Raw genomic sequence first — 18,399 nt, forward strand, 5'->3', positions numbered from 1 at the left:
TCGCCCTTCCTGCAGATCGAAACTCGACGAGAGACAGCTTGAACTACCGCCACGCTTATCACGCCGGCAACTTCTCCGACGTCGTGAAACACGCGCTTCTCACCCGCCTCATCGCCTATCTGAAGCGCAAGGACAAAGCGTTCCGCGTGTTCGACACCCATGCAGGTCGCGGCCGCTACAATCTGAAGGGTGAGGAAGCGAACAAGACCGGCGAGGCCGCGGACGGCATCCTGCGGATCGCACAGAATGCCGATCTGCGCGCCGAACCTCTGCTCGAGGACTACTTCGCCGCCGTCGAGGAGGATCTGGCCGAGGGCTTCTATCCCGGCTCGCCGCTCATCGCGCGGCGCTGCCTGCGGCCGGGCGACAGGCTTTCGGCCTACGAACTCCACCCGGAAGACAGCGAGGCGCTGCGCGCACTCTTTGCCGGCGACGTTCAGGTGAAGGCGATCCATCTCGATGCCTGGCTCGCCCTCGGGGCCCATCTTCCGCCCAAGGAGAAGCGGGGCCTCGTCCTCATCGATCCGCCCTTCGAAAAGACGAGCGAGGTGGAGGACATTCTCTCAGGCCTGGAGAAGGCGGTGGCGCGCTGGCGCGGCGGCGTCTTCGCCGTCTGGTATCCGATCAAGAGGCAGGCGATGGTGGACCGGCTCCTGGAGGGCCTCGCCCATATCGCCCCGCAGGAAGCGATGAGCGCGGAAGCGCGGTTCCTGAAACCGGACCCGCGCGAGGACCGCCTGATCGGAACGGGGCTCGCCGTCATCAACCCTCCCTACACCTTTAGGGAGGAGGCGCAGACGATCCTCGATCTCATGCTTCCCGCCCTGCGGCGAGACAAGTCGGCAACAGGTCGCGCATTTACGCTCCCGCGCGGCGCCGCCTAGTCTCGCCCGAAAGGTCCTGCGTGCTATCGTTCCCTATGTCTCTCGAACGATCCAACGAACAGGTTCCCTCGATGCGCCACCTCCTTTCGGGACTTCTGCTCACCGCGATCGTCGCCGGCATCCCGTTCTCGCCCGCGAATGCCGCCGATCTGCAGATGCGCCAGGCACCGGCCATGCAGGCGCTGGTTCCGTCCTGCTACGATCCGCGGGTCCTGGCGCAGGTCGAGGACCAGTTCGAATACGGGGCTCCGCGCGTCCTCGAAAGCAGGCTCGAAATCCTGGAATTCTCCAGTCTGCAGGAAAAGGCCTATCAGCCGCAGATCCTGGCCGACGGCATCCCGTCCCCTCAGCCGATCGAGCGACGCTGGTGCCAGGGTGAGGCCCTGCTCTCCGATCACCAGCGCCGAACCGTCTATTACATCATCGAATATCCGATGGGTTACGCCGCCGCCGGAAGCTTCCTCGGTTTCATGGGAAGCGCCAATCCCGCGCAAGCATGGCGGGCGGAAGGCTGCATACTCGGCCTCGACGAGTGGCATGTCTACGGTGCGAACTGCCAGTCCCTGCGGCGCTTCCCGCCCGAGGCACGGACCGGTTACGGCTACGTCTCGAAATAGGCGCAGGCCCGCCCCCGGCGGCAGCTCTCTTTCCGCCTTTCCCATTGCCCGCATCAGACCGGAGATCACCCCATGCGTCTCATCGGATCGACGGCCTCGCCCTTCGTCGCCAAGGTGCGGATGGCAGCGCTCGTCTGCGATCTCGAACTCGATTTCGAGGTGATCGACGTCAACGCCCAGCCGGACGCGCTGCTCTCGCTCAACCCCCTCGGCAAGATCCCGGTTCTCGTCACTGAGACCGGAACCCCCGTCTTTGACAGCACCGTGATCTGCGAGCTTCTCGATCGGATCACGGGGAACGCGCTGCTCCCTCAGACGCTCGAAGGGTTCGCGCAGACGCGCACCTTCGAGGCGGCGGCGAGCGGAGTGATGGACGCCCTCATTCTGTGCCTCTACGAGGAGCGCTATCGTCCCGAGGAGAAGCGCCATTCTGGATGGGTGGGTCGCCAGATGGCGAAGGCCGATCGCGGGCTCGACTGGCTGGACCGGCATCTCGACGAACTCGGCGCCCAGCCCACCCTCGCCCATTGTGCCCTCGCCGCCCTTCTCGGCTGGATGGAGCTGCGCTTTGCCGGCAAGGCCGAACGCGAACACCCACGCCTCGCGGAATGGCGCGATCGCTTCTTCGACGGCCATCCCCGGCTGAAGGACGTCAAGCCGCATCTCTGAGGTCGCGCGCTTTCGAACGCTCGGAAAACCGGACCTGAAAGCCGGATCGGCCTCCGGTCCGATGCTTCAATCGGCAAGCCGGCTTTCGGCGCGCTCACCCATCACCTCGACGATGATCTCCGCCGCAGCCTCGCCCGGCGAGCGGTCGATCGCCATGCGTTCACGAATCGTGCGGAAGCCCTCGATCTGAGCGCGGCGCTCGGGCGTATCGGTGATGAGGCGCTGGATACGCCGGGCGAGATGTTCCGGGCGCACCGTCTCGTGAAAATGCTCGGCGACGAGCGGATGGCCGACGATGAAGTTCGGCAGCGCCGTGGTCCAGGCCGTGACCAGATGCCGGAAGCGGTAGCCGACCGCATCGAGCTTGTAGGCGAGCGCCATCGGCACCCCGGCCAGAGCGAGTTCCAGCGATACGGTGCCGGAGGCCGCGAGCGCGGCATCGGCGCGCGCGAAGGCCGCCCACTTCTCCGCCTCGCCGGTGACGATCGCGGGACGATGGCGCCAGATCGCGACCTCCGTCTCGATACGTGCGCGGTGGCGGGGAAGCGTCGCAATGGTCGCCTCGAGCCCCGGTTCCATCTCCCGCAGCCGCTCGAACGTCGCACCGAAATCGGACAGCAGCCGGCTGATTTCGCCGCGCCGTGACCCGGGAAGAATGAGAAGCTCCGGCGGCGAGGCCGGCTTCTCCTTCAGATCACGGGCGAGAAGCGGGCGCAGATGCGGCTCCTTCACGATCGGATGGCCCACATAGGTCGCGGGCGGGCCGTTCAGTCGTTCATAGACCGCCGGTTCGAATGGGAACGTGCAGATCGCGTGGTCGATATAGGGACGCATCTTCGCCGCGCGCCCCTCGCGCCACGCCCAGACGGTGGGCGGAACGTAGTTCACGATCGGGATATGCGGCCGCGCCGCCCGCAACCGTTTCGCGATCCGGTGGGAGAAGGTCGGACTGTCGATGACGACGAGGAGATCGGGCTCCGCCTCGATGACCGCCTTCGCCGTCGAGGAGACCCGGCGCATCAGCTGGGGAAGACGGGCGAGGATCGCCCCCACCCCGATGATCGACAATTCGTCGATGTCGAAGAGGCTGTCCAACCCCTCGGCCCGCATCGCCTCCCCTCCGAGCCCGAAGAGTTCGAGATCATCGCCGAGCCGGATCTTGAGATGCCGGATCAGGTCGGCCCCGATCCGGTCTCCCGACGGCTCGCCGGTGATGAAGGCGATCTTCGTCATGACTGGACGTCTCCGCGAAGGTCCATCTCGTCCCGGCTCAGGCCCATCAGGCAGATCCCCGCCTCGTTGACCGCATCCAGAACGTCGTCGATGCCGAGGATCAGGCTCTCGCCAGCCGAGACGCCGATGGCCGAGATGCCGGCCGCGATCGCCTCCTCGATGGTCTGGATGCCGATGCTCGGCAGATCGAAGCGCCGATCCTGATCGGGCTTCACGGCCTTGACCAGAACGGGGCTCTCGGTGCGCCCGATCCGCTTCGCCTTTCGAAACTCCGCAACCCGCCGCATCATGTCGCGCGTGCCTTCGATCCCTTCGAGGGCGATGATCCGCTCATGGGAGGCAACCGCCGCCTGTCCCGCGTCGAGGACGCCGAGAGCGGTCGCCGCGCGGTGGGCTTTCGCGAGAGCCAGCATCTCGCGCGGCCTCGGCGGTCGGGCCGACAGGACTCCGGCGGGCGCGATGAGGCGCGGCGCGATCTCCTGCACGGCAAGCAGTTCGAACCCCCGGGTCTCCAGATAGCGGCTGAGATTGCGCAACATGACGTCGTCGCCGCCGCGCACGATGGAGAGGGCCTTGGGCAGGATGCGCAATGTCCTGAGGGACGGAATGACCGAGCGGAAATCGGGCCGGCTCGAGATCGTCCCACAGAAGACCAGCTTGCGCGCGCCCTCAGCATAAAGCCAGTCGATGGCATCGCCGGTCCGCCCCCAGGGAAAGGCCCGCGAGAGATCAGTGATCGCCTCGTTCGAGATGCCGTCGGCAAAGCGCGCGACGATGGGCACCATCCCGCGCTCGCGCGCGGCCTGCGCGACCACCACCGGCAGCGAGCCGCCGCCGGCGACGATGCCGAGGCGTTCGCCCCCCGGCGGCAGATCGGGCTCTGGTGCCGGCATATCAGGCGTGCGGCGTATGTCTCGGCGTGCACAGGGAGCGATCGCCGCCCGAGCGGATGAAGCCGAGGAGATCGTTGACCAGCGGATCGTCGGGGAACTCCTGCGTCACCTCGTCGAGATTTTCCCGGAAGGTCTGATCGAAGGAGAACAGCATGCGATAGGCGCGGCGCACATTGCGCACCGCCTCGCGGTTGAAGCCCGCCCGCTTCATGCCGATGACGTTCAGCCCCGACAGATAGGCCCGGTTGCCGAGGACCATGCCGAAGGGGATGACGTCGCCTTCCACGGCCGCGATGCCGCCGATATAGGCGTGATGGCCGATGCGGGTGAACTGGTGGATGCCCGAGCCGCCCGCGATCGTCGCGAAGTCGCCGACCGTGCAGTGGCCCGCCAGCATCACGTTGTTGATAAGCGTGACATTGTTGCCGACGATGCAGTCATGGGCGACGTGGGCGCCGGTGAAGAAGGCGCAATTGTCTCCGACGACAGTTTCCGAATGGCCCTGGATCGTCCCGGGATTCATCGTCACATGTTCGCGGATGAGGGCATTGCGGCCGATGATCAGCCGCGTATCCTCGCCGCGATATTTCAGATGCTGGGGCGCGTGGCCGATGGAGGCGAAGGGCCAGATGCCGGCATTCTCGCCGATGACCGTATTGCCCCAGAGGACCACGTGGGAGCGCAGGCGGGACCCCGCACCGAGCCGCACCTGCGGCCCGATATGGCAGAACGGCCCGATCTCGCAGCCCTCGCCGATCTCCGCGCCATCCTCGATCACCGATGTGGGATGGATGACGGTCTCGGTTCGCTCGGCCGCGCTCATGCCTTCACGGCCTCTTCCGGCGGCACCAGCATCGCGCTGACCGTCGCCTCGGCGACCTTGCCGCCGTCGACCTTCGCCACGCAGTCGAACTTCCAGATATTGCCGCGGCGTTTGGCCTGAACCACGTGATATTCCAGACGGTCGCCGGGAAGCACCGGCTTGCGGAACTTCGCATTGTCGATGGTCATGAAATAGACGACCGAAGGCGAGTCCTCGCCCTTGTTGTGGGCGCAGATCGCACCCGCCGTCTGGGCCATGCCCTCGATGATGAGGACACCCGGCATCACCGGATTGCCCGGGAAGTGGCCCATGAAATGCGGCTCGTTGGCCGTCACGTTCTTGATGCCGATCGCCGAGCGATCCCCATCGATCTCGATGATGCGATCCACCATCAGGAACGGATAACGATGCGGCAAAAGCTGCATGATCTTGAAGATATCAGCGCTCTCCAGCGCCTGCGGCACGTCACTCATCGCTCTTTCCTGCAGACCGTCTCTTTCTCGCAAGTTCCGCGAGCGTCGTCATCTCGCGGAACCAATCCTTCACCGGTTTGGCCGGCATGCCGCCCCATCGGGCACCCGGCGGAACATCGCCCTGGACGGTCGACACCGCCGCGATCTGCGCGCCCCGACCGATGGTGACGTGTCCTTTGACGCCGCTCTGTCCGCCGATCATCACGCCGTCTTCGAGAACGGCGCTTCCAGAAATGCCGACCTGGCCGACGATCACGCAGGAGCGCCCGATGACGACGTTGTGGCCGATCTGGACCAGATTGTCGATTTTCGTCCCCTCGCCGACCACGGTATCGCGATTGGCCCCGCGGTCGATCGTCGTATTCGCGCCAATCTCGACATCGTCCTGGATCACCACGCGCCCGATCTGCACGGTCTTCATGAGGCCGGTCGGCCCGGCGACGTAACCGAAGCCATCCTGGCCGCATCTAACCCCGGGATGGAGGATCACGCGATTGCCGAGAAGCGCATGGGACAGGGAAACGTTCGCGCCGATCCGGCAGTCGCGGCCAATCCGGCAGCCGGCGCCGATGGTCGCGTTGGCTGCGATCAGCGTCCCCGATCCGATCTCGACACCCGGTCCGACGACGGCGAAGGGCTCGATCGTGACGCCGTCTTCAAGCCGTGCGCTCGGATCGATGGAGGCCTTCTCAGAAATCGCCTGACGGCCGCTTACGGGGACAGGTTCGAGCGCCGAAGGGTAGAGCATGCGGCCGGCCTGCGCGAAGGCGAGATCCGCCCGTTTTGCGACCAGCGCCGCGCATCCTTCCGGCACCGGTTTAGACGCGTAGCGCGTCGCCAGGATCACGCAGCCCGCGCGCGTCGTCTCGAGCTGGTCGGCATATCGGACATTGTCGAAGAAGGTCAAATCGTCGGGACCGGCTTCGTCGAGCGAGGCGATCCCCGTGATCCGGCGCCCCGTCTGCGGTGCGTTCCGGACCTCGATCCCAAGCGCTTCGGCAAGCTCTGCGATCGTGCGGCCGTCGCCGCGTGGGAAGAAGACGGCCGCTGCCATGGCGCTCCCCGTTCTATCGGCTCTTCGCCCGGCCTTGCCGCGCGGCATTGGTGGGAAACGGCGCGCCGGCGAGGAGGGTTCGCGAACACCTCTGTCGCCCTGCATTCCGAACATTCGGTCAGTGCTTTAGACGAATGCGGCCGCTTCGCCAAGCGAAACGGCCGCATTCGGACATCGAAGTCCTGACCCGGATCAGAAGCGGGACGAGAAGCCGAACGAGAAGGCTTCCGTCTCGTCGTAGCTCTCCTTGGCCAGCGGCTCTGCATAGTTCACGCGGAGCGGACCGAAGGGCGAGTCCCAGATGAGGCCGACGCCGATCGAGGCGCGGAGCGCGGCATCCGTGCCGACGACGTTCGGCGCACCGCCGAAATCGGAGCCCCAGAGCGTGCCCGCATCGGCGAAGACCGCACCGCGGAAGCCGAGATCGCGAGAGACCGCAGGCAGGGGGAACGTCGCTTCGGCCTGTGCGCCCGCATACTGGGTGCCACCGATCGAAACGCCGTTCTGGCGCGGGCCGATACCCTTCGATTCGAAGCCGCGGACGAGGTCCTTGCCCTTGAAGAAGTTGTCGAAGACCCGGAGATCGTCGCCGAGAGCCGCCACGTGACCGGCCGTGCCGGAGACCGATCCGATCACGTCGTATTCTTCGTTGAGAAGGGTGAACGCGCTGGCCTTGCCGGTCGTCTTGACGAATTCCGCATCGCCGCCGAGGCCGGCATATTCCTGTCCGGCCTGGAGGAAGAGGCCGTCACGCGGCTGCTCGGCATTGTCCAGCGTGTTGTAGACGAGCGCGTAGGAGATCGAGGAGGTCGAATACGGACTGTCGCAGATCGCCTGGTTGATGATCGGCGAGTTGGTGAAGTTCGGAGCCGTCGCGGCAGCGCCGTTGGCGTCGAGGACGCTCCCGTTGAAGGTCTGACGATAGAGCGCCGGGTTGGGGTCCCCGCACGTGCTACGGATAGCGTTGCCAGCGGCATCGCGGAAGCGCTCGCCCGTCACCGGGTTGAAGAGATCGAGGCCGACATTGTCGCCGAACTCTTCTTCCTTGTAGTTGTAGGCGACCTGCGCGGTGATGTTTTCCGTGATCGGCGCCGCAACGCGAACGTCGCCGCCGGTGCGCAGGGTGTCGTAATCTCCCGCAGTCGTCTCCGAACGGTAGAGATCGAAGCCGACGGCCAGACGCTGACCGAGGAAATAGGGTTCGGTGAAGGACAGGCTGTAATTGCGCGAGTCCGTTCCGAAGCCGGCCGAGACCTTGATGAACTGGCCGCGGCCGAGGAAGTTGCGCTCGGTCACGCCGATCTCTGCGACCGGCCCTTCCGAATCGCCGCCCGTCGTGTAGCCGCCGCCGAGCGAGAGCTCGCCCGTGGCCTTCTCGACCACGTCGACGATGACGATGACCCGGTCGGGCTCGTTGCCCGGAGCGGTAGACACGTTGACGGTCTCGAAATAGCCGAGGTTTTCGAGCCGCTGCTTGGCCCTCTGCACGAGCACCTGATTGAAGGCGTCGCCCTCGGAGACGTCGAATTCGCGGCGGATCACGTAGTCGCGCGTTTTCGTGTTACCGCGGATCTCGAGCCGCTCGACATAGGCGCGCGGCCCCTGGTCGATGACGTAGTCGACGCCGATGGTGCGGCTTGCGAAATCGCGATTGCCGCGCGGCGTCACCTGGGCGAAGGCGAAGCCGGAACCGGCGAGACGGTCGGTCAGGTTGACGAGGGACTCCTCGACATCCTCGGCGCTGTAGACTTCGCCCGTCTGGGTCTCGAGCTCGCTGTAGAGCGACTCGGTGTCGACGCCGGGAATGGTCGAGTCGACGACGATATTACCGAAGGTGTAGCGCTCGCCCTCGTCCACCGTGATGGTCACGAAGTAGGTGTTCTCGTTCGGATCGAGCTGGGCGGTCGAGGAGATGATGCGGAAATCGGCGAAGCCGCGATTGTAGTAGAACTTGCGAAGCGCCTCCTCGTCCATGCGGAGGCGTTCCTCCGAATAGATGTCGTTGCGCTGGATGAAGCTCAGAAGGCCGCTTTCGCGAAGGGCCATCACCTGCTTCAGGCGCGAGTCGCCGAAGGCGTTGTTCCCGACGAAGCTGATCTGGGCGATCTTCGTGCGATCGCCTTCCTGGATGTTGTAGATGACGTTGACGCGGCCCTGGCCGATCTGCTGGACCTGCGCGTTCACGACGGCATCGCTGCGGCCGATATTGGTATAGGCCTCGCGGATCGCCGCGACGTCGGCATCGACCTGCGCGCGGGAATAGGCACCGCTCGGCGAGGTCCGGACCGCCTGGTTGAGCTGCTCGTCCTTCAGCTTCGAATTGCCCTGGAACAGCACCTGATTGACGATCGCGTTCTCGTCGACGTCGATGATCAGCGTGCCGCCCGACTGGCTCACGCGCACGTCGGAGAAGAGACCTGTGGAGAACAGTCGCTGAAGGACGGCGTCCTGGTCGGCCTCGGAGAGATTCGTTCCGGTCTGCACCTGGCTGAAGCTGCGGATCGTAGCATCCTCGACCCGCGAATTTCCGCGAACATCGATTCGGTTGACCACCGCCGCTTCCGCGCTCGCCATCGAGGCAGCCTGCATGCCGACGATCGCGAGGGCGAGGACTGCCGTCGAGCTCGCGGTCGAAAGCGAGGCTCGCAGGATTTTTTCTCCAGCCATCATAGGCTCACATACCTTCCAGTCTCTGACGAGTGCGCCTCGTGCCCGAACGTCGGGCCTTTTGTATCCACTTCGGTGCCCCATGCAAGCAAGGTGGACTTAGTCCGTTGACGTTTTGGAAATGGCGTTGCTTCGACGTCACGTGCCGTCTGGCCATGGTTAATGGATCGCAAACGCCGCATGACCGGGCCTTACGCTCCAGCCAGACCCGACAGGTCGTTCCAGAAGGCGAAGACCATCAGCATCATGACGAGGGCGAGGCCGATACGGAAGCCGACCTCCTGCAGGTTCTCGCTCAGGGGCCGGCCACGGATCGCTTCGAAGGCGTAGAACAGGAGATGACCGCCGTCGAGCATGGGAATCGGCAGGAGATTGAGAAGCCCGATCGAGACCGAGAGCAGCGCTGCGAGATTGAGGAGCGCGCCGAGGCCGAATCCCGAGACCTCGCCGGAAACCTGGGCGATCCGGATCGGCCCGCCGATCTGGTCGGCGCTCTGGCGTCCCGTGATCACCTGACCGATGAAATCAACCGTCCGGGCGGTGACGAACCATGTCTGCTCGACACCGTAGCTCAGGGCCTCCACGGGGCCGAGTTCCTCCGTGCGGAAGGACGAGGTCTGGCCGTCGGCGACGAGGCCGATGACCGGAAGGTTGATCGTCTTGCCGAAGCCGTCGTCCCGCGCCTCGATGCGCGGGGTCACCTCGAGATCGACGGTGCGCCCGCCCCTGTCGACGACCACCGTGATCGGGTGTTCGCCATGGGCCATGACGTAGTTCTGGAGATCGGAAAAATAGGTGACGTCCTGACCGTCCATCGAAACGATGCGATCGCCCGGTGCAAAGCCGGCTGCCGCTGCCGGCGAATCGGCGACGACGTCCGCGACGACCGGATCGGCGACGGTCCGTCCCTGAAAGAAGGCGACGCCTGCGAAGATGACGATGGCGAGAATGAAGTTCGCGATCGGACCGGCCGCGACCGTCGCGGCCCGGCGTCCCACGGAGGCGGACGGGAAGGCCTCGCGCCGCTCCGCCTCGCTCATCGCGTCGACGGCGCCACGATCGGGTACCGAGGCGGCGTTCTCGTCGCCGAGAAACTTGACGTAGCCGCCGAGGGGGATTGCCGAGAGCTTCCAGCGCGTGCCGCGCCTGTCGTCGAAGCCGACGATTTCGGGTCCGAAGCCGACCGAGAAGGCGAGAGAGCGAATGCCGCACCAGCGGGCGACCAGATAATGGCCGAGCTCGTGAAAGAAGACGATGATGGTGAGTACGAAAAGAAACGGAAGAATGTAGACCAGACCACCGCTCCAGAGTGTGCCAAGTCCCAGTCCGCTTTCCATCGACGACTCCCCTCAATTCCCGGACCTCGTCGATGCTCGTGATGGCCTCGACGACCGCGCCTTACGCAAGCCATACTACGTGAAGCTGGACGCGATGATGGCGCCGCCGGACCCGACGCTCGCGAAAAATCGCGACCGTTGCCGTGGAGACGCGCTCTAGGGCGCCTCTCGAACCCGCGCAATGACGCAGGGTTCGCATCTCAGTTCGGCAGAAGGCCCTGGGCCGGGTGGACGAAGTCGCCGTTCGCGGCCCCGACCAGGAATGCGGCGGCGACAGCGAAGATGAGCGCGTCGATCCGGTCCATGACGCCGCCATGGCCGGGGATCATGCGGCCCGAATCCTTCACGCCGAAACGCCGCTTCAGCCAGGACTCGAAAAGGTCGCCCGCCTGGCCGAGAACGGACAGACCCGAGGCCAGGAGAACGAGCCCGAAACTGAAGCCGGGGGCGAAGATCGAGAGATAGAGCGCGGCGAAGGCGACGCCTGCGACGAGGCCGCCAAGGGCACCCGAGATCGTCTTGTTGGGCGAGACCGACGGCATCAGTTTCGGCCCGCCGACACTGCGACCGGTGAAATAGGCGAAGATGTCGCTCGCCCAGACGACGATCGCCACGTAGCCGATCGCGACGAGCCCGGTCCAGTCGTCGGAGCGCAGGAAGCCGAGCGGCAGGGAGGCAAGGGCCGAGTAGAAGAGGCCCGCAAGGGTCCAGTAGGCGCGCCGTTCGAACCGGTCGACGAAGGCGATGAAGGCCATGCCTGCCCCAAGCACGACGAGCGCGAGCCCGTTGAAGCCGAAGACGAAGAACAGAAGCGTCAGATAGAGGCAGCGCTTGGCGAAGAGATGGATGGGCCCGGCGCGCCGCGAGGAGCGCGTCATGCGCGACCATTCGTCGAAGACGATGACGCCGATGGCCGCGCACAGGATGCGGAAGGGGAATCCGCCGACGATCGTCAGAAGAACCACCAGCACGATCAGAAGGATCGCCGACAGAACTCGCGACTTCAGATCGCCCCAGGTTTTGATCGCCTTGAGGCGGTTCCAGACATCCATCGGCTTAAACTTAGGAGGCGATTTCGCGGGACAATCCCCCGAACCGCCGGTCGCGCGAGCGGAACTCGGCGATGGCGTCGTCGAGCGCTTGCCTGTCGAAATCCGGCCAGTTCACCGGAACGAAGACGAATTCGGAATAGGCGGCCTGCCACAGGAGAAAGTTGGACAGGCGGATCTCGCCGCTGGTTCGGATGATGAGATCGGGATCGGGAATCCCCGCCGTGTCGAGATGGGAGGCGATCACCGCCTCGTCCACCGTCTCGGCGTCGAGTTCGCCGCTCGCCGCCTTGCGGGCGATGGTCTGGGCCGCGCGGGCGAACTCGTCGCGCGCTCCGTAGTTGAAGGCGACGACGAGGGTCTGGCGCTCGTTGTTCCGGGTAAGGTTCTCGGCCTCCTCCAGAAGCGACAGGATATCGGGCTGGAGATTGTCGCGCCGCCCGACGATGCGCACGCGAACGCCTTCCTTATGGAGGTCGGCGAGATCGCGGCGAATGAAGAGCTTCAGGAGGCCGAGGAGTTCGTCCACCTCTTCGCGCGGGCGGTTCCAGTTCTCCGAGGAGAACGCGAAGAGCGTCAGGTACTGGACGCCGAGTTCGCCGGCGGCACGAACCGTCGCCCGAACCGCCTCCACACCCCGGCGATGTCCCATGCTTCGCGGCAGCCCGCGAGCCCGCGCCCAGCGTCCATTGCCGTCCATGATGATGGCGATGTGTTCGGGATGTCGCACCGGGCTCGATCCTTCCTGAATAGGGCGCTTGGGGCTGGCCGAAGGGGCGTTGCGTGAACTTAGACCTGCATGATCTCTTGTTCCTTGGCGGCGAGCGTCCGGTCGACGTCGCTCACCGTCTCGTCGGTCATCTTCTGGACGCGATCGGACATCTGACGGCTGTCGTCCTGGCCGATATCGCCGTCCTTCTCCATCTTCTTCAAGGTCTCCATGCCGTCACGGCGCACGTGACGGACGGCCACCTTCGCGCTCTCGGCATATTGCTGGGCGACCTTGACCAGTTCCTTGCGGCGCTGCTCGTTGAGTTCGGGCAGCGGAATGCGCAGGGTCGTGCCGTCGGTGATCGGGTTGAGACCGAGATTGCTCTCACGGATGGCGCGCTCGACCTTGCCGACCATCTGCTTGTCCCAGACCGTCACGCTGACCATGCGCGGCTCGGGAACGGAGACGTTGGCGACCTGATTGATCGGCATCGAGGAGCCGTAGGCATCGACCATCACCGGATCGAGCAGGTTCGGAGAGGCCCGCCCCGTGCGCAGCCCCGCAAGATCGCTCTTGAAGGACTGGATCGCTCCGTCCATGCGTCGTTTCAGATCGTCGAAATCGAACTCGGCCATCCTGCCGCTCCCGTCTTGCTTTCGTTTGGGGGTCTTCGTTCCCGTCAGTCGCTGACGACGGTCGAACGGCCTCCCCCGGACAATATTCTGGCCAATTCACCCTTCTCATGAATCGAGAAGACGATGATCGGAATTTTGTTTTCGCGCGTCAGCGCTACCGCCGCCACGTCCATCACCGCCAGTCCCTGGCTCAGAACGTCGTTATGGGTCAGCGTTTCGTAGCGAACCGCATCCGGAACGAGCTTCGGATCGGCCGAGTAGATGCCGTCGACCATGGTCGCCTTGAACAGGGCGGCCGCTCCCATTTCCGCGGCCCTCAGTGCGCCAGCGGAGTCGGTGGTGAAGAACGGGTTGCCGGTGCCGCCCGCGAAAATCACCACCCGGCCCGCCGCCTGATGGGCGAGCGCCTTCAGCTGGGAAAAGCTCTCGCAGATCTCGGGCATGGCGATCGCCGACAGAACCACGGCGTCGACGCCGAGCTTGACCAGCGAGGTGCGCAGCGCGAGCGCGTTGATGACGGTCGCGAGCATTCCCATGTGGTCGCCGGTCACCCGGTCGCCGCCCTTCGAGGCGACGGCCACGCCGCGGAAGATGTTGCCGCCACCGATGACGACCGAGATCTCGACGCCCATCTCGCGGGCCTCGCGAATATCGGCGGCGATTCGGTCGGCGACCGACACGTCGATGCCGAAGCCCTGACTGCCCATCAAAGCCTCGCCGGAAACCTTCAGCAAGATCCGACGATATCTGATGTTCGAGCCCATGGATGGTTCCGTTCGATCGAGATCGATTATGCCGGCCGCCCCCCGTGCAAGGGTTCGGTCCAACGGCTCGATCTTCAGGGTCATTGCCGCATTCGGCTGCGCGGGACCAACGCCTCGCGCGAGCGGCCCTTGCGATACAGGAAGGGCGCCCGCTTGTGAAGCGGACGCCCTCGTAAACTTTCCCTCAGGCCGTTGGCCGCTTGGGAAACTCGTCCCTTGCGTATCAGCGACCAGCCGCGGCCGCGACCTCCGCCGCAAAGTCGCTCGCCTCGCGCTCGACGCCCTCGCCGAGAGCGAAGCGGACATAGCCGGTGATCTTCGCGGTGCCGCCGGCATCCTTGGCAGCGTCTTCGAGCGCCTTCTCGACCGTGAGGTCGGGATTGATCACGAAGGACTGCTTGAGGAGAGCGACCTCCTCGTAGAACTTGCGCATGCGGCCTTCCACCATCTTCTCGATGATGTTTTCCGGCTTGCCCGACTGGCGGGCCTGATCGGAGAAGATCGCCTTCTCGCGCTCGGCGACGTCGGCGCTCACCTGATCCGGGGACAGGGCGAGCGGATTGGTCGCCGCGATGTGCATGGCGACCTGACGGCCGAAGGCGGTCATCTTTTCCTTGTCGGCGTCGGTCTCGATCGCAACGAGCACGCCGAGCTTGCCGAGGCCGTCGGCCACCTGGTTGTGGATGTAGGTCGCGACCGCGCCCTCGGAGACCGTCAGCTGTGCCGAGCGGCGAAGCTGGAGGTTCTCACCGATGGTGCCGATCCGGTCCTTGATCGTGTCGGAGACGGACTTGCCGGCATCCGGATAGGTCGCGCCTGCAACCGCCTCGGTCGAGCCGTCCGTGGTCAGGGCGACGTTCGCGATGCTGCGGACGAGCGTCTGGAATTCCTCGTTGCGCGCGACGAAGTCGGTCTCGGAATTGACTTCCACGACAACGGCCGTGTCGCCGTTGGACGCGACGCCGATCAGGCCCTCGGCCGCGGTGCGGCCGGACTTCTTGTCGGCCTTGGCGATGCCCTTGGTCCGCAGCCAGTCGATCGCGGCTTCCATGTCGCCGTTCGTCTCGTTCAGCGCGGTCTTGCAGTCCATCATGCCTGCGCCGGTCGCCTCGCGCAGTTCCTTCACCATGGAAGCGGTAATGGCCATCTCATCGTCCTTTACGTCGAATTGAATGGCGCACCGCGTCGTTCAGAACGGGTGCGCCGAATAAGATCTGATACGGGCCGGCCGGCACTGGCCGCGCCTGCCCGCATTCGATGTCACGAGCCCATGACGGGCGGTTGACGTCAGCCGGCCGGCGTCGCGGCGGTCTGGGCCGCCTGGCCCGTCGGCTGGTTCTCGACATCAGCTTCGCCCGGCTGGTCGGTCGCAGCGTCTTCGTCCTTGACGTCCTCGAGCACCTCGACCGGTGCGTCTTCCAGGGCGCCGATGTCCATGCCGCTGTCGCCCTGCTGGCGCGCGATGCCGTCAACGGCGGCGCGGGCGATCAGGTCGCAGTAGAGAGCGATGGCGCGCGAGGCGTCGTCATTGCCTGGGATCGGGTAGTCGACGCGGGCCGGATCGCAGTTCGAATCGACGACGGCGACGACCGGGATGCCGAGGCGGCGGGCCTCGTCGATCGCGATCGACTCCTTGTTGGTGTCGATGATGAACATCATGTCCGGCACGCCGCCCATGTCGCGAATACCGCCGAGGGCGGTCTCGAGCTTGTCGCGCTCGCGCGTCAGGGTCAGGCGCTCCTTCTTGGTGAAGCCCTGGGCTTCGCCGGCGAGGAGCTCGTCGAGCGTGCGAAGACGCTTGATCGAATGGGAGATCGTCTTCCAGTTCGTCATCATGCCGCCGAGCCAGCGGGCGTTGACGTAGTACTGGGCCGAGCGCTGGGCGGCATCGGCGATGATGTCGGAGGCCTGGCGCTTGGTGCCGACGAACAGCACGCGGCCGCCGCGGGCGACCGTGTCCGACACGGCCTGCAGGGCGCGATGCAGCAGCGGAACCGTCTGTGCCAGATCGAGGATGTGGATGTTGTTGCGGGCACCGAAGATATACGGCGCCATCTTCGGGTTCCAGCGATGGGTCTGGTGGCCGAAGTGAACGCCCGCCTCGAGGAGCTGACGCATGGAATATTCGGGAAGTGCCATTTCTCTGCCTTTTCCGGTTTGACCTAGCACGGGAGAAGCGAAATCTTCGCCACCGGTGGCCCTTCTGCGCCCTTCGTGAAGGATGCGTCAGGTCCGTTCCCGTGTGTGGAATGAGCGCGCCGGTACACCATCCCTGCCCCGAAGGCAAGTCCGGCTACAGTGGCGCGAAGCCCTCAGATGGGCATTGCGAGGTGTCGGTTCAACGCTCCGACGGCTTGCAGTCTTCGGCGCCAAGCGGCGTGAACTCGCTCATCGAGCCGGTCAGGGAGTAACCGTCGAAATTCATCGTCAGGTCGTCGGAGACGCCGTTGTCGTAGAGCGTGTAGCTGGTGGTGAAATCCGGAGCGCCGTCGGCCGAGCCGGTCTTGTCGTAATAGGCCTCGCTGACGCGCCAGCGCTCGTGATCGCGAAGGGCGCGAGCGCCGGCGCTGTCTTCGGCAGGTGTTCCCTCGCGCTCCTTGCCGGCGGGTCCGTCCTCTTGCCGCTCCTCCGCCACCGCTGTCTCGTCCGCCGTCGCCTGGCTGCCGCCGGGCGCAGCGAGCGAGGCGATGATGGAGGTGGACCGCGTCTCCTTCTCGGCCTCGGCATCGCCGTCGAAGATCGCCGTCTCGTAGACGAATGCGCCCGAACGGGCGGCGTCGATCAGATTGCGCGTATGGGCGATCGGGAAGGCGGCGGCCGGGATGTCCACATCCCGCTCGTCGGGCTCCCGGTAATCGACCTGCGTTCGTCCGTCGCGCGTCGTCGCCGTCCCGGCGGAGGCCTGTTCCCCCAGACCGTCCACCGTCGACTTGCTGGAAAAACGCAGGCTCTCGCCCTCCACCGGCTCTTCCAGTTCGATGTGCTGGTCGACGACGGTCAGTTCGCGATCGGTCAGAAAGCGGGCCACGAAGCGATAATCGAGTTCATAGGCCTCGCAGGAGCGCTGGGTGATCTCGACGACGATCCGCCCGTCGATCGAGTCGAAATCCGTCTGGGTCGCCTGGTCGAGCGCGAGATCGTAGACGGCACGATGGGGCAGAAGCTGCGCCGCCGAAGCTCCGCCCGCCCCCAAACCGAGGACAAGAAGCGCCGCAAGACTTGCCGGGGCCGCAGACATACCCAAAATCGCCATCGGTCTTTGCTCTTTCGCGTCAGGACTATCTCGGCTAGGCCGGCGAGGCCGGGATCGATCGCCGGGTTCGACCAGGCCCCTCTATAGAACGACGCGATCGCGACATAAAGGAACACGACGACCATGACCCATCCGATCGAAACGCGCCTTCAGGACGCCGGCGTCACGCTGCCGGAAGCGGCCGCACCCGCCGCGAACTACGTGCCCTTCGTCACCTACGGCTCGCTGCTCCAGACCTCAGGCCAGTTGCCGCTCGATGCCGGCAAGCTGACGGCGACCGGCAAGCTCGGCGCCGGCGTCTCGCTCGAAGAGGGCCGTAAGGCCGCGAAGTTCTGCGCGATCAACATCCTCGCTCAGACCAAGGCAGCGATCGGCGGCGACTGGAACAAGGTCGAACGGCTGCTGAAGCTGACGGTCTTCGTGGCGAGCGATGCAGGCTTCACCGAGCAGCACAAGGTCGCCAACGGCGCGTCCGATTTTCTCGCCGAGATTTTGGGTGAGAGCGGCCCGCACGCGCGCTCGGCCGTCGGCGTGCCCAGCCTGCCGCTCGACGCGCCGGTCGAGATCGAAGCGCTCTTCGAACTGAAGTGACGATGACGACCGCACCCGGCTGGTTGACCGCACGCCCCTATGCCCACAGGGGGCTGCACGACGGCAATCGGACGATCCCGGAGAACTCGCGCGCGGCGGCGCGGGCCGCGATGCGTGCGGGTTTCGGCATCGAATGCGATCTGCAGCTCTCGGCCGATGGCGTGCCGCTCGTCTTCCACGACGACGATCTGGCGCGCCTCACGGTCATGGGCGGCGACGTGCGGGCGATGGAGAGCGATGAGGCCCGGCGGCTAAACCTCTGCGGAACCGAGGAGACGATCCCGACCTTCGCCGATTTTCTGTCGCTGGTCGGCGGCCGGGTGCCGCTGCTCATCGAACTCAAAGGTCGATCGGCCGGGGAGGACGCGCATTTCGCCGACACCGTCTGCGCGGCCCTTTCGGGCTATGACGGGCCGGCTGCGCTGATGTCCTTCGCGCCGCATTTGGTCTCGGCCTGCAGAAAGGTCTGCCCCGATCGTCCGGTCGGGCTGACGGCGGAAGGGGCCACGGAGGCCGAGTTCGAAGCCCATCGGCGGGTCGCCGGTCACGGGCTCGATTTCGTCTCCTACGATCATGCCGCCCTTCCCAATGCGTTCACGCAGTCCCTTCGCGCACAGAGCATTCCCGTTCTCTGCTGGACGATCCGCTCGAAGGAGGAGGCGGCAGCCGCCCTCTCGTCCTGCGAGCAGATCACCTTCGAAGGCTTTCTGCCGGACGACGTCGCCGCAGCCTGAGTGCCGCGGCA

At 65.4% G+C, this 18,399-nt stretch carries 19 protein-coding genes; 5 read left to right on the forward strand and 14 right to left on the reverse strand.

Going from position 1 to position 18,399, the window contains the following annotated elements; all coding sequences use genetic code 11:
- Positions 1–38: 38 nt before the first annotated feature.
- From DYI37_RS16410 to DYI37_RS16420, 3 genes are all read left to right on the forward strand, one after another.
- On the forward strand, positions 39–884 hold the full coding sequence (locus DYI37_RS16410; protein WP_116684348.1) for a 23S rRNA (adenine(2030)-N(6))-methyltransferase RlmJ: 846 nt from the start codon (positions 39–41) through the stop codon (positions 882–884).
- Positions 885–955: 71 nt separating this feature from the next.
- A complete protein-coding gene (locus DYI37_RS16415; RefSeq protein WP_199520184.1) occupies positions 956–1,501 on the forward strand; it encodes a hypothetical protein in 546 nt (181 codons plus the stop codon).
- Positions 1,502–1,573: 72 nt separating this feature from the next.
- On the forward strand, positions 1,574–2,170 hold the full coding sequence (locus DYI37_RS16420) for a glutathione S-transferase family protein (protein WP_116684349.1): 597 nt from the start codon (positions 1,574–1,576) through the stop codon (positions 2,168–2,170).
- 66 nt (positions 2,171–2,236) lie between these two features.
- Here DYI37_RS16420 and lpxB read toward each other — a convergent pair whose 3' ends face one another.
- The 14 genes from lpxB to DYI37_RS16490 form a co-directional block, all read right to left on the reverse strand.
- Positions 2,237–3,403 (reverse strand): lipid-A-disaccharide synthase, encoded by a 1,167-nt coding sequence (gene lpxB / locus DYI37_RS16425; protein WP_116684350.1) that lies wholly within the window; start codon positions 3,401–3,403, stop codon positions 2,237–2,239.
- Positions 3,400–4,296, reverse strand: a complete 897-nt coding sequence (locus DYI37_RS16430; RefSeq protein ID WP_116684351.1) for an LpxI family protein — start codon at positions 4,294–4,296, stop codon at positions 3,400–3,402. Before DYI37_RS16430 ends, lpxB begins: the two co-directional genes overlap by 4 nt.
- A gap of 1 nt (position 4,297) precedes the next feature.
- The gene (gene lpxA / locus DYI37_RS16435; RefSeq protein WP_116684352.1) at positions 4,298–5,119 is read right to left on the reverse strand and encodes an acyl-ACP--UDP-N-acetylglucosamine O-acyltransferase; all 822 of its coding nucleotides are present in this window, start codon (positions 5,117–5,119) and stop codon (positions 4,298–4,300) included.
- The gene (fabZ, locus tag DYI37_RS16440; RefSeq protein ID WP_116684353.1) at positions 5,116–5,592 is read right to left on the reverse strand and encodes a 3-hydroxyacyl-ACP dehydratase FabZ; all 477 of its coding nucleotides are present in this window, start codon (positions 5,590–5,592) and stop codon (positions 5,116–5,118) included. The genes lpxA and fabZ overlap by 4 nt, the downstream gene beginning before the upstream one ends.
- Positions 5,585–6,646: a UDP-3-O-(3-hydroxymyristoyl)glucosamine N-acyltransferase gene (gene lpxD / locus DYI37_RS16445; protein WP_116684354.1), complete on the reverse strand. Its 1,062-nt coding sequence runs from the start codon at positions 6,644–6,646 to the stop codon at positions 5,585–5,587. Before lpxD ends, fabZ begins: the two co-directional genes overlap by 8 nt.
- Positions 6,647–6,838: 192 nt before the next feature.
- Complete coding sequence (gene bamA, locus DYI37_RS16450; RefSeq protein WP_245413971.1) at positions 6,839–9,313, reverse strand: outer membrane protein assembly factor BamA; 2,475 nt, start codon at positions 9,311–9,313, stop codon at positions 6,839–6,841.
- A gap of 191 nt (positions 9,314–9,504) precedes the next feature.
- Complete coding sequence (rseP, locus tag DYI37_RS16455) at positions 9,505–10,650, reverse strand: RIP metalloprotease RseP (RefSeq protein WP_116684356.1); 1,146 nt, start codon at positions 10,648–10,650, stop codon at positions 9,505–9,507.
- A gap of 200 nt (positions 10,651–10,850) precedes the next feature.
- Positions 10,851–11,702 (reverse strand): phosphatidate cytidylyltransferase, encoded by an 852-nt coding sequence (locus tag DYI37_RS16460; RefSeq protein WP_116684357.1) that lies wholly within the window; start codon positions 11,700–11,702, stop codon positions 10,851–10,853.
- A gap of 10 nt (positions 11,703–11,712) precedes the next feature.
- Positions 11,713–12,450, reverse strand: coding sequence for an isoprenyl transferase (locus DYI37_RS16465; protein WP_116684358.1), 738 nt, complete (start codon positions 12,448–12,450; stop codon positions 11,713–11,715).
- 38 nt (positions 12,451–12,488) lie between these two features.
- Entirely contained in the window at positions 12,489–13,046 is a 558-nt protein-coding gene (frr, locus tag DYI37_RS16470; protein WP_116684359.1) for a ribosome recycling factor, read from the reverse strand.
- A gap of 44 nt (positions 13,047–13,090) precedes the next feature.
- Positions 13,091–13,810, reverse strand: coding sequence for a UMP kinase (gene pyrH / locus DYI37_RS16475; protein WP_116684422.1), 720 nt, complete (start codon positions 13,808–13,810; stop codon positions 13,091–13,093).
- A gap of 223 nt (positions 13,811–14,033) precedes the next feature.
- Positions 14,034–14,957, reverse strand: a complete 924-nt coding sequence (gene tsf / locus DYI37_RS16480; RefSeq protein ID WP_116684360.1) for a translation elongation factor Ts — start codon at positions 14,955–14,957, stop codon at positions 14,034–14,036.
- Positions 14,958–15,097: 140 nt separating this feature from the next.
- Positions 15,098–15,949, reverse strand: coding sequence for a 30S ribosomal protein S2 (rpsB, locus tag DYI37_RS16485; RefSeq protein ID WP_116684361.1), 852 nt, complete (start codon positions 15,947–15,949; stop codon positions 15,098–15,100).
- 199 nt (positions 15,950–16,148) lie between these two features.
- Positions 16,149–17,063, reverse strand: coding sequence for an EipB family protein (locus DYI37_RS16490; protein WP_116684362.1), 915 nt, complete (start codon positions 17,061–17,063; stop codon positions 16,149–16,151).
- A gap of 123 nt (positions 17,064–17,186) precedes the next feature.
- Between DYI37_RS16490 and DYI37_RS16495 the strand changes: the two genes are divergently transcribed.
- Complete coding sequence (locus DYI37_RS16495) at positions 17,187–17,654, forward strand: RidA family protein (RefSeq protein WP_116684363.1); 468 nt, start codon at positions 17,187–17,189, stop codon at positions 17,652–17,654.
- Positions 17,655–17,656: 2 nt separating this feature from the next.
- Positions 17,657–18,388 carry a glycerophosphodiester phosphodiesterase family protein gene (locus DYI37_RS16500; RefSeq protein WP_116684364.1) on the forward strand — a complete coding sequence of 244 codons (732 nt, stop codon included), beginning with the start codon at positions 17,657–17,659 and terminating at the stop codon, positions 18,386–18,388.
- The last annotated feature ends 11 nt before the right edge of the window (positions 18,389–18,399 follow it).

The sequence above is a fragment of the Fulvimarina endophytica genome (genome assembly GCF_003403015.1).
GTDB classification, from domain to species: domain Bacteria; phylum Pseudomonadota; class Alphaproteobacteria; order Rhizobiales; family Rhizobiaceae; genus Fulvimarina; species Fulvimarina endophytica.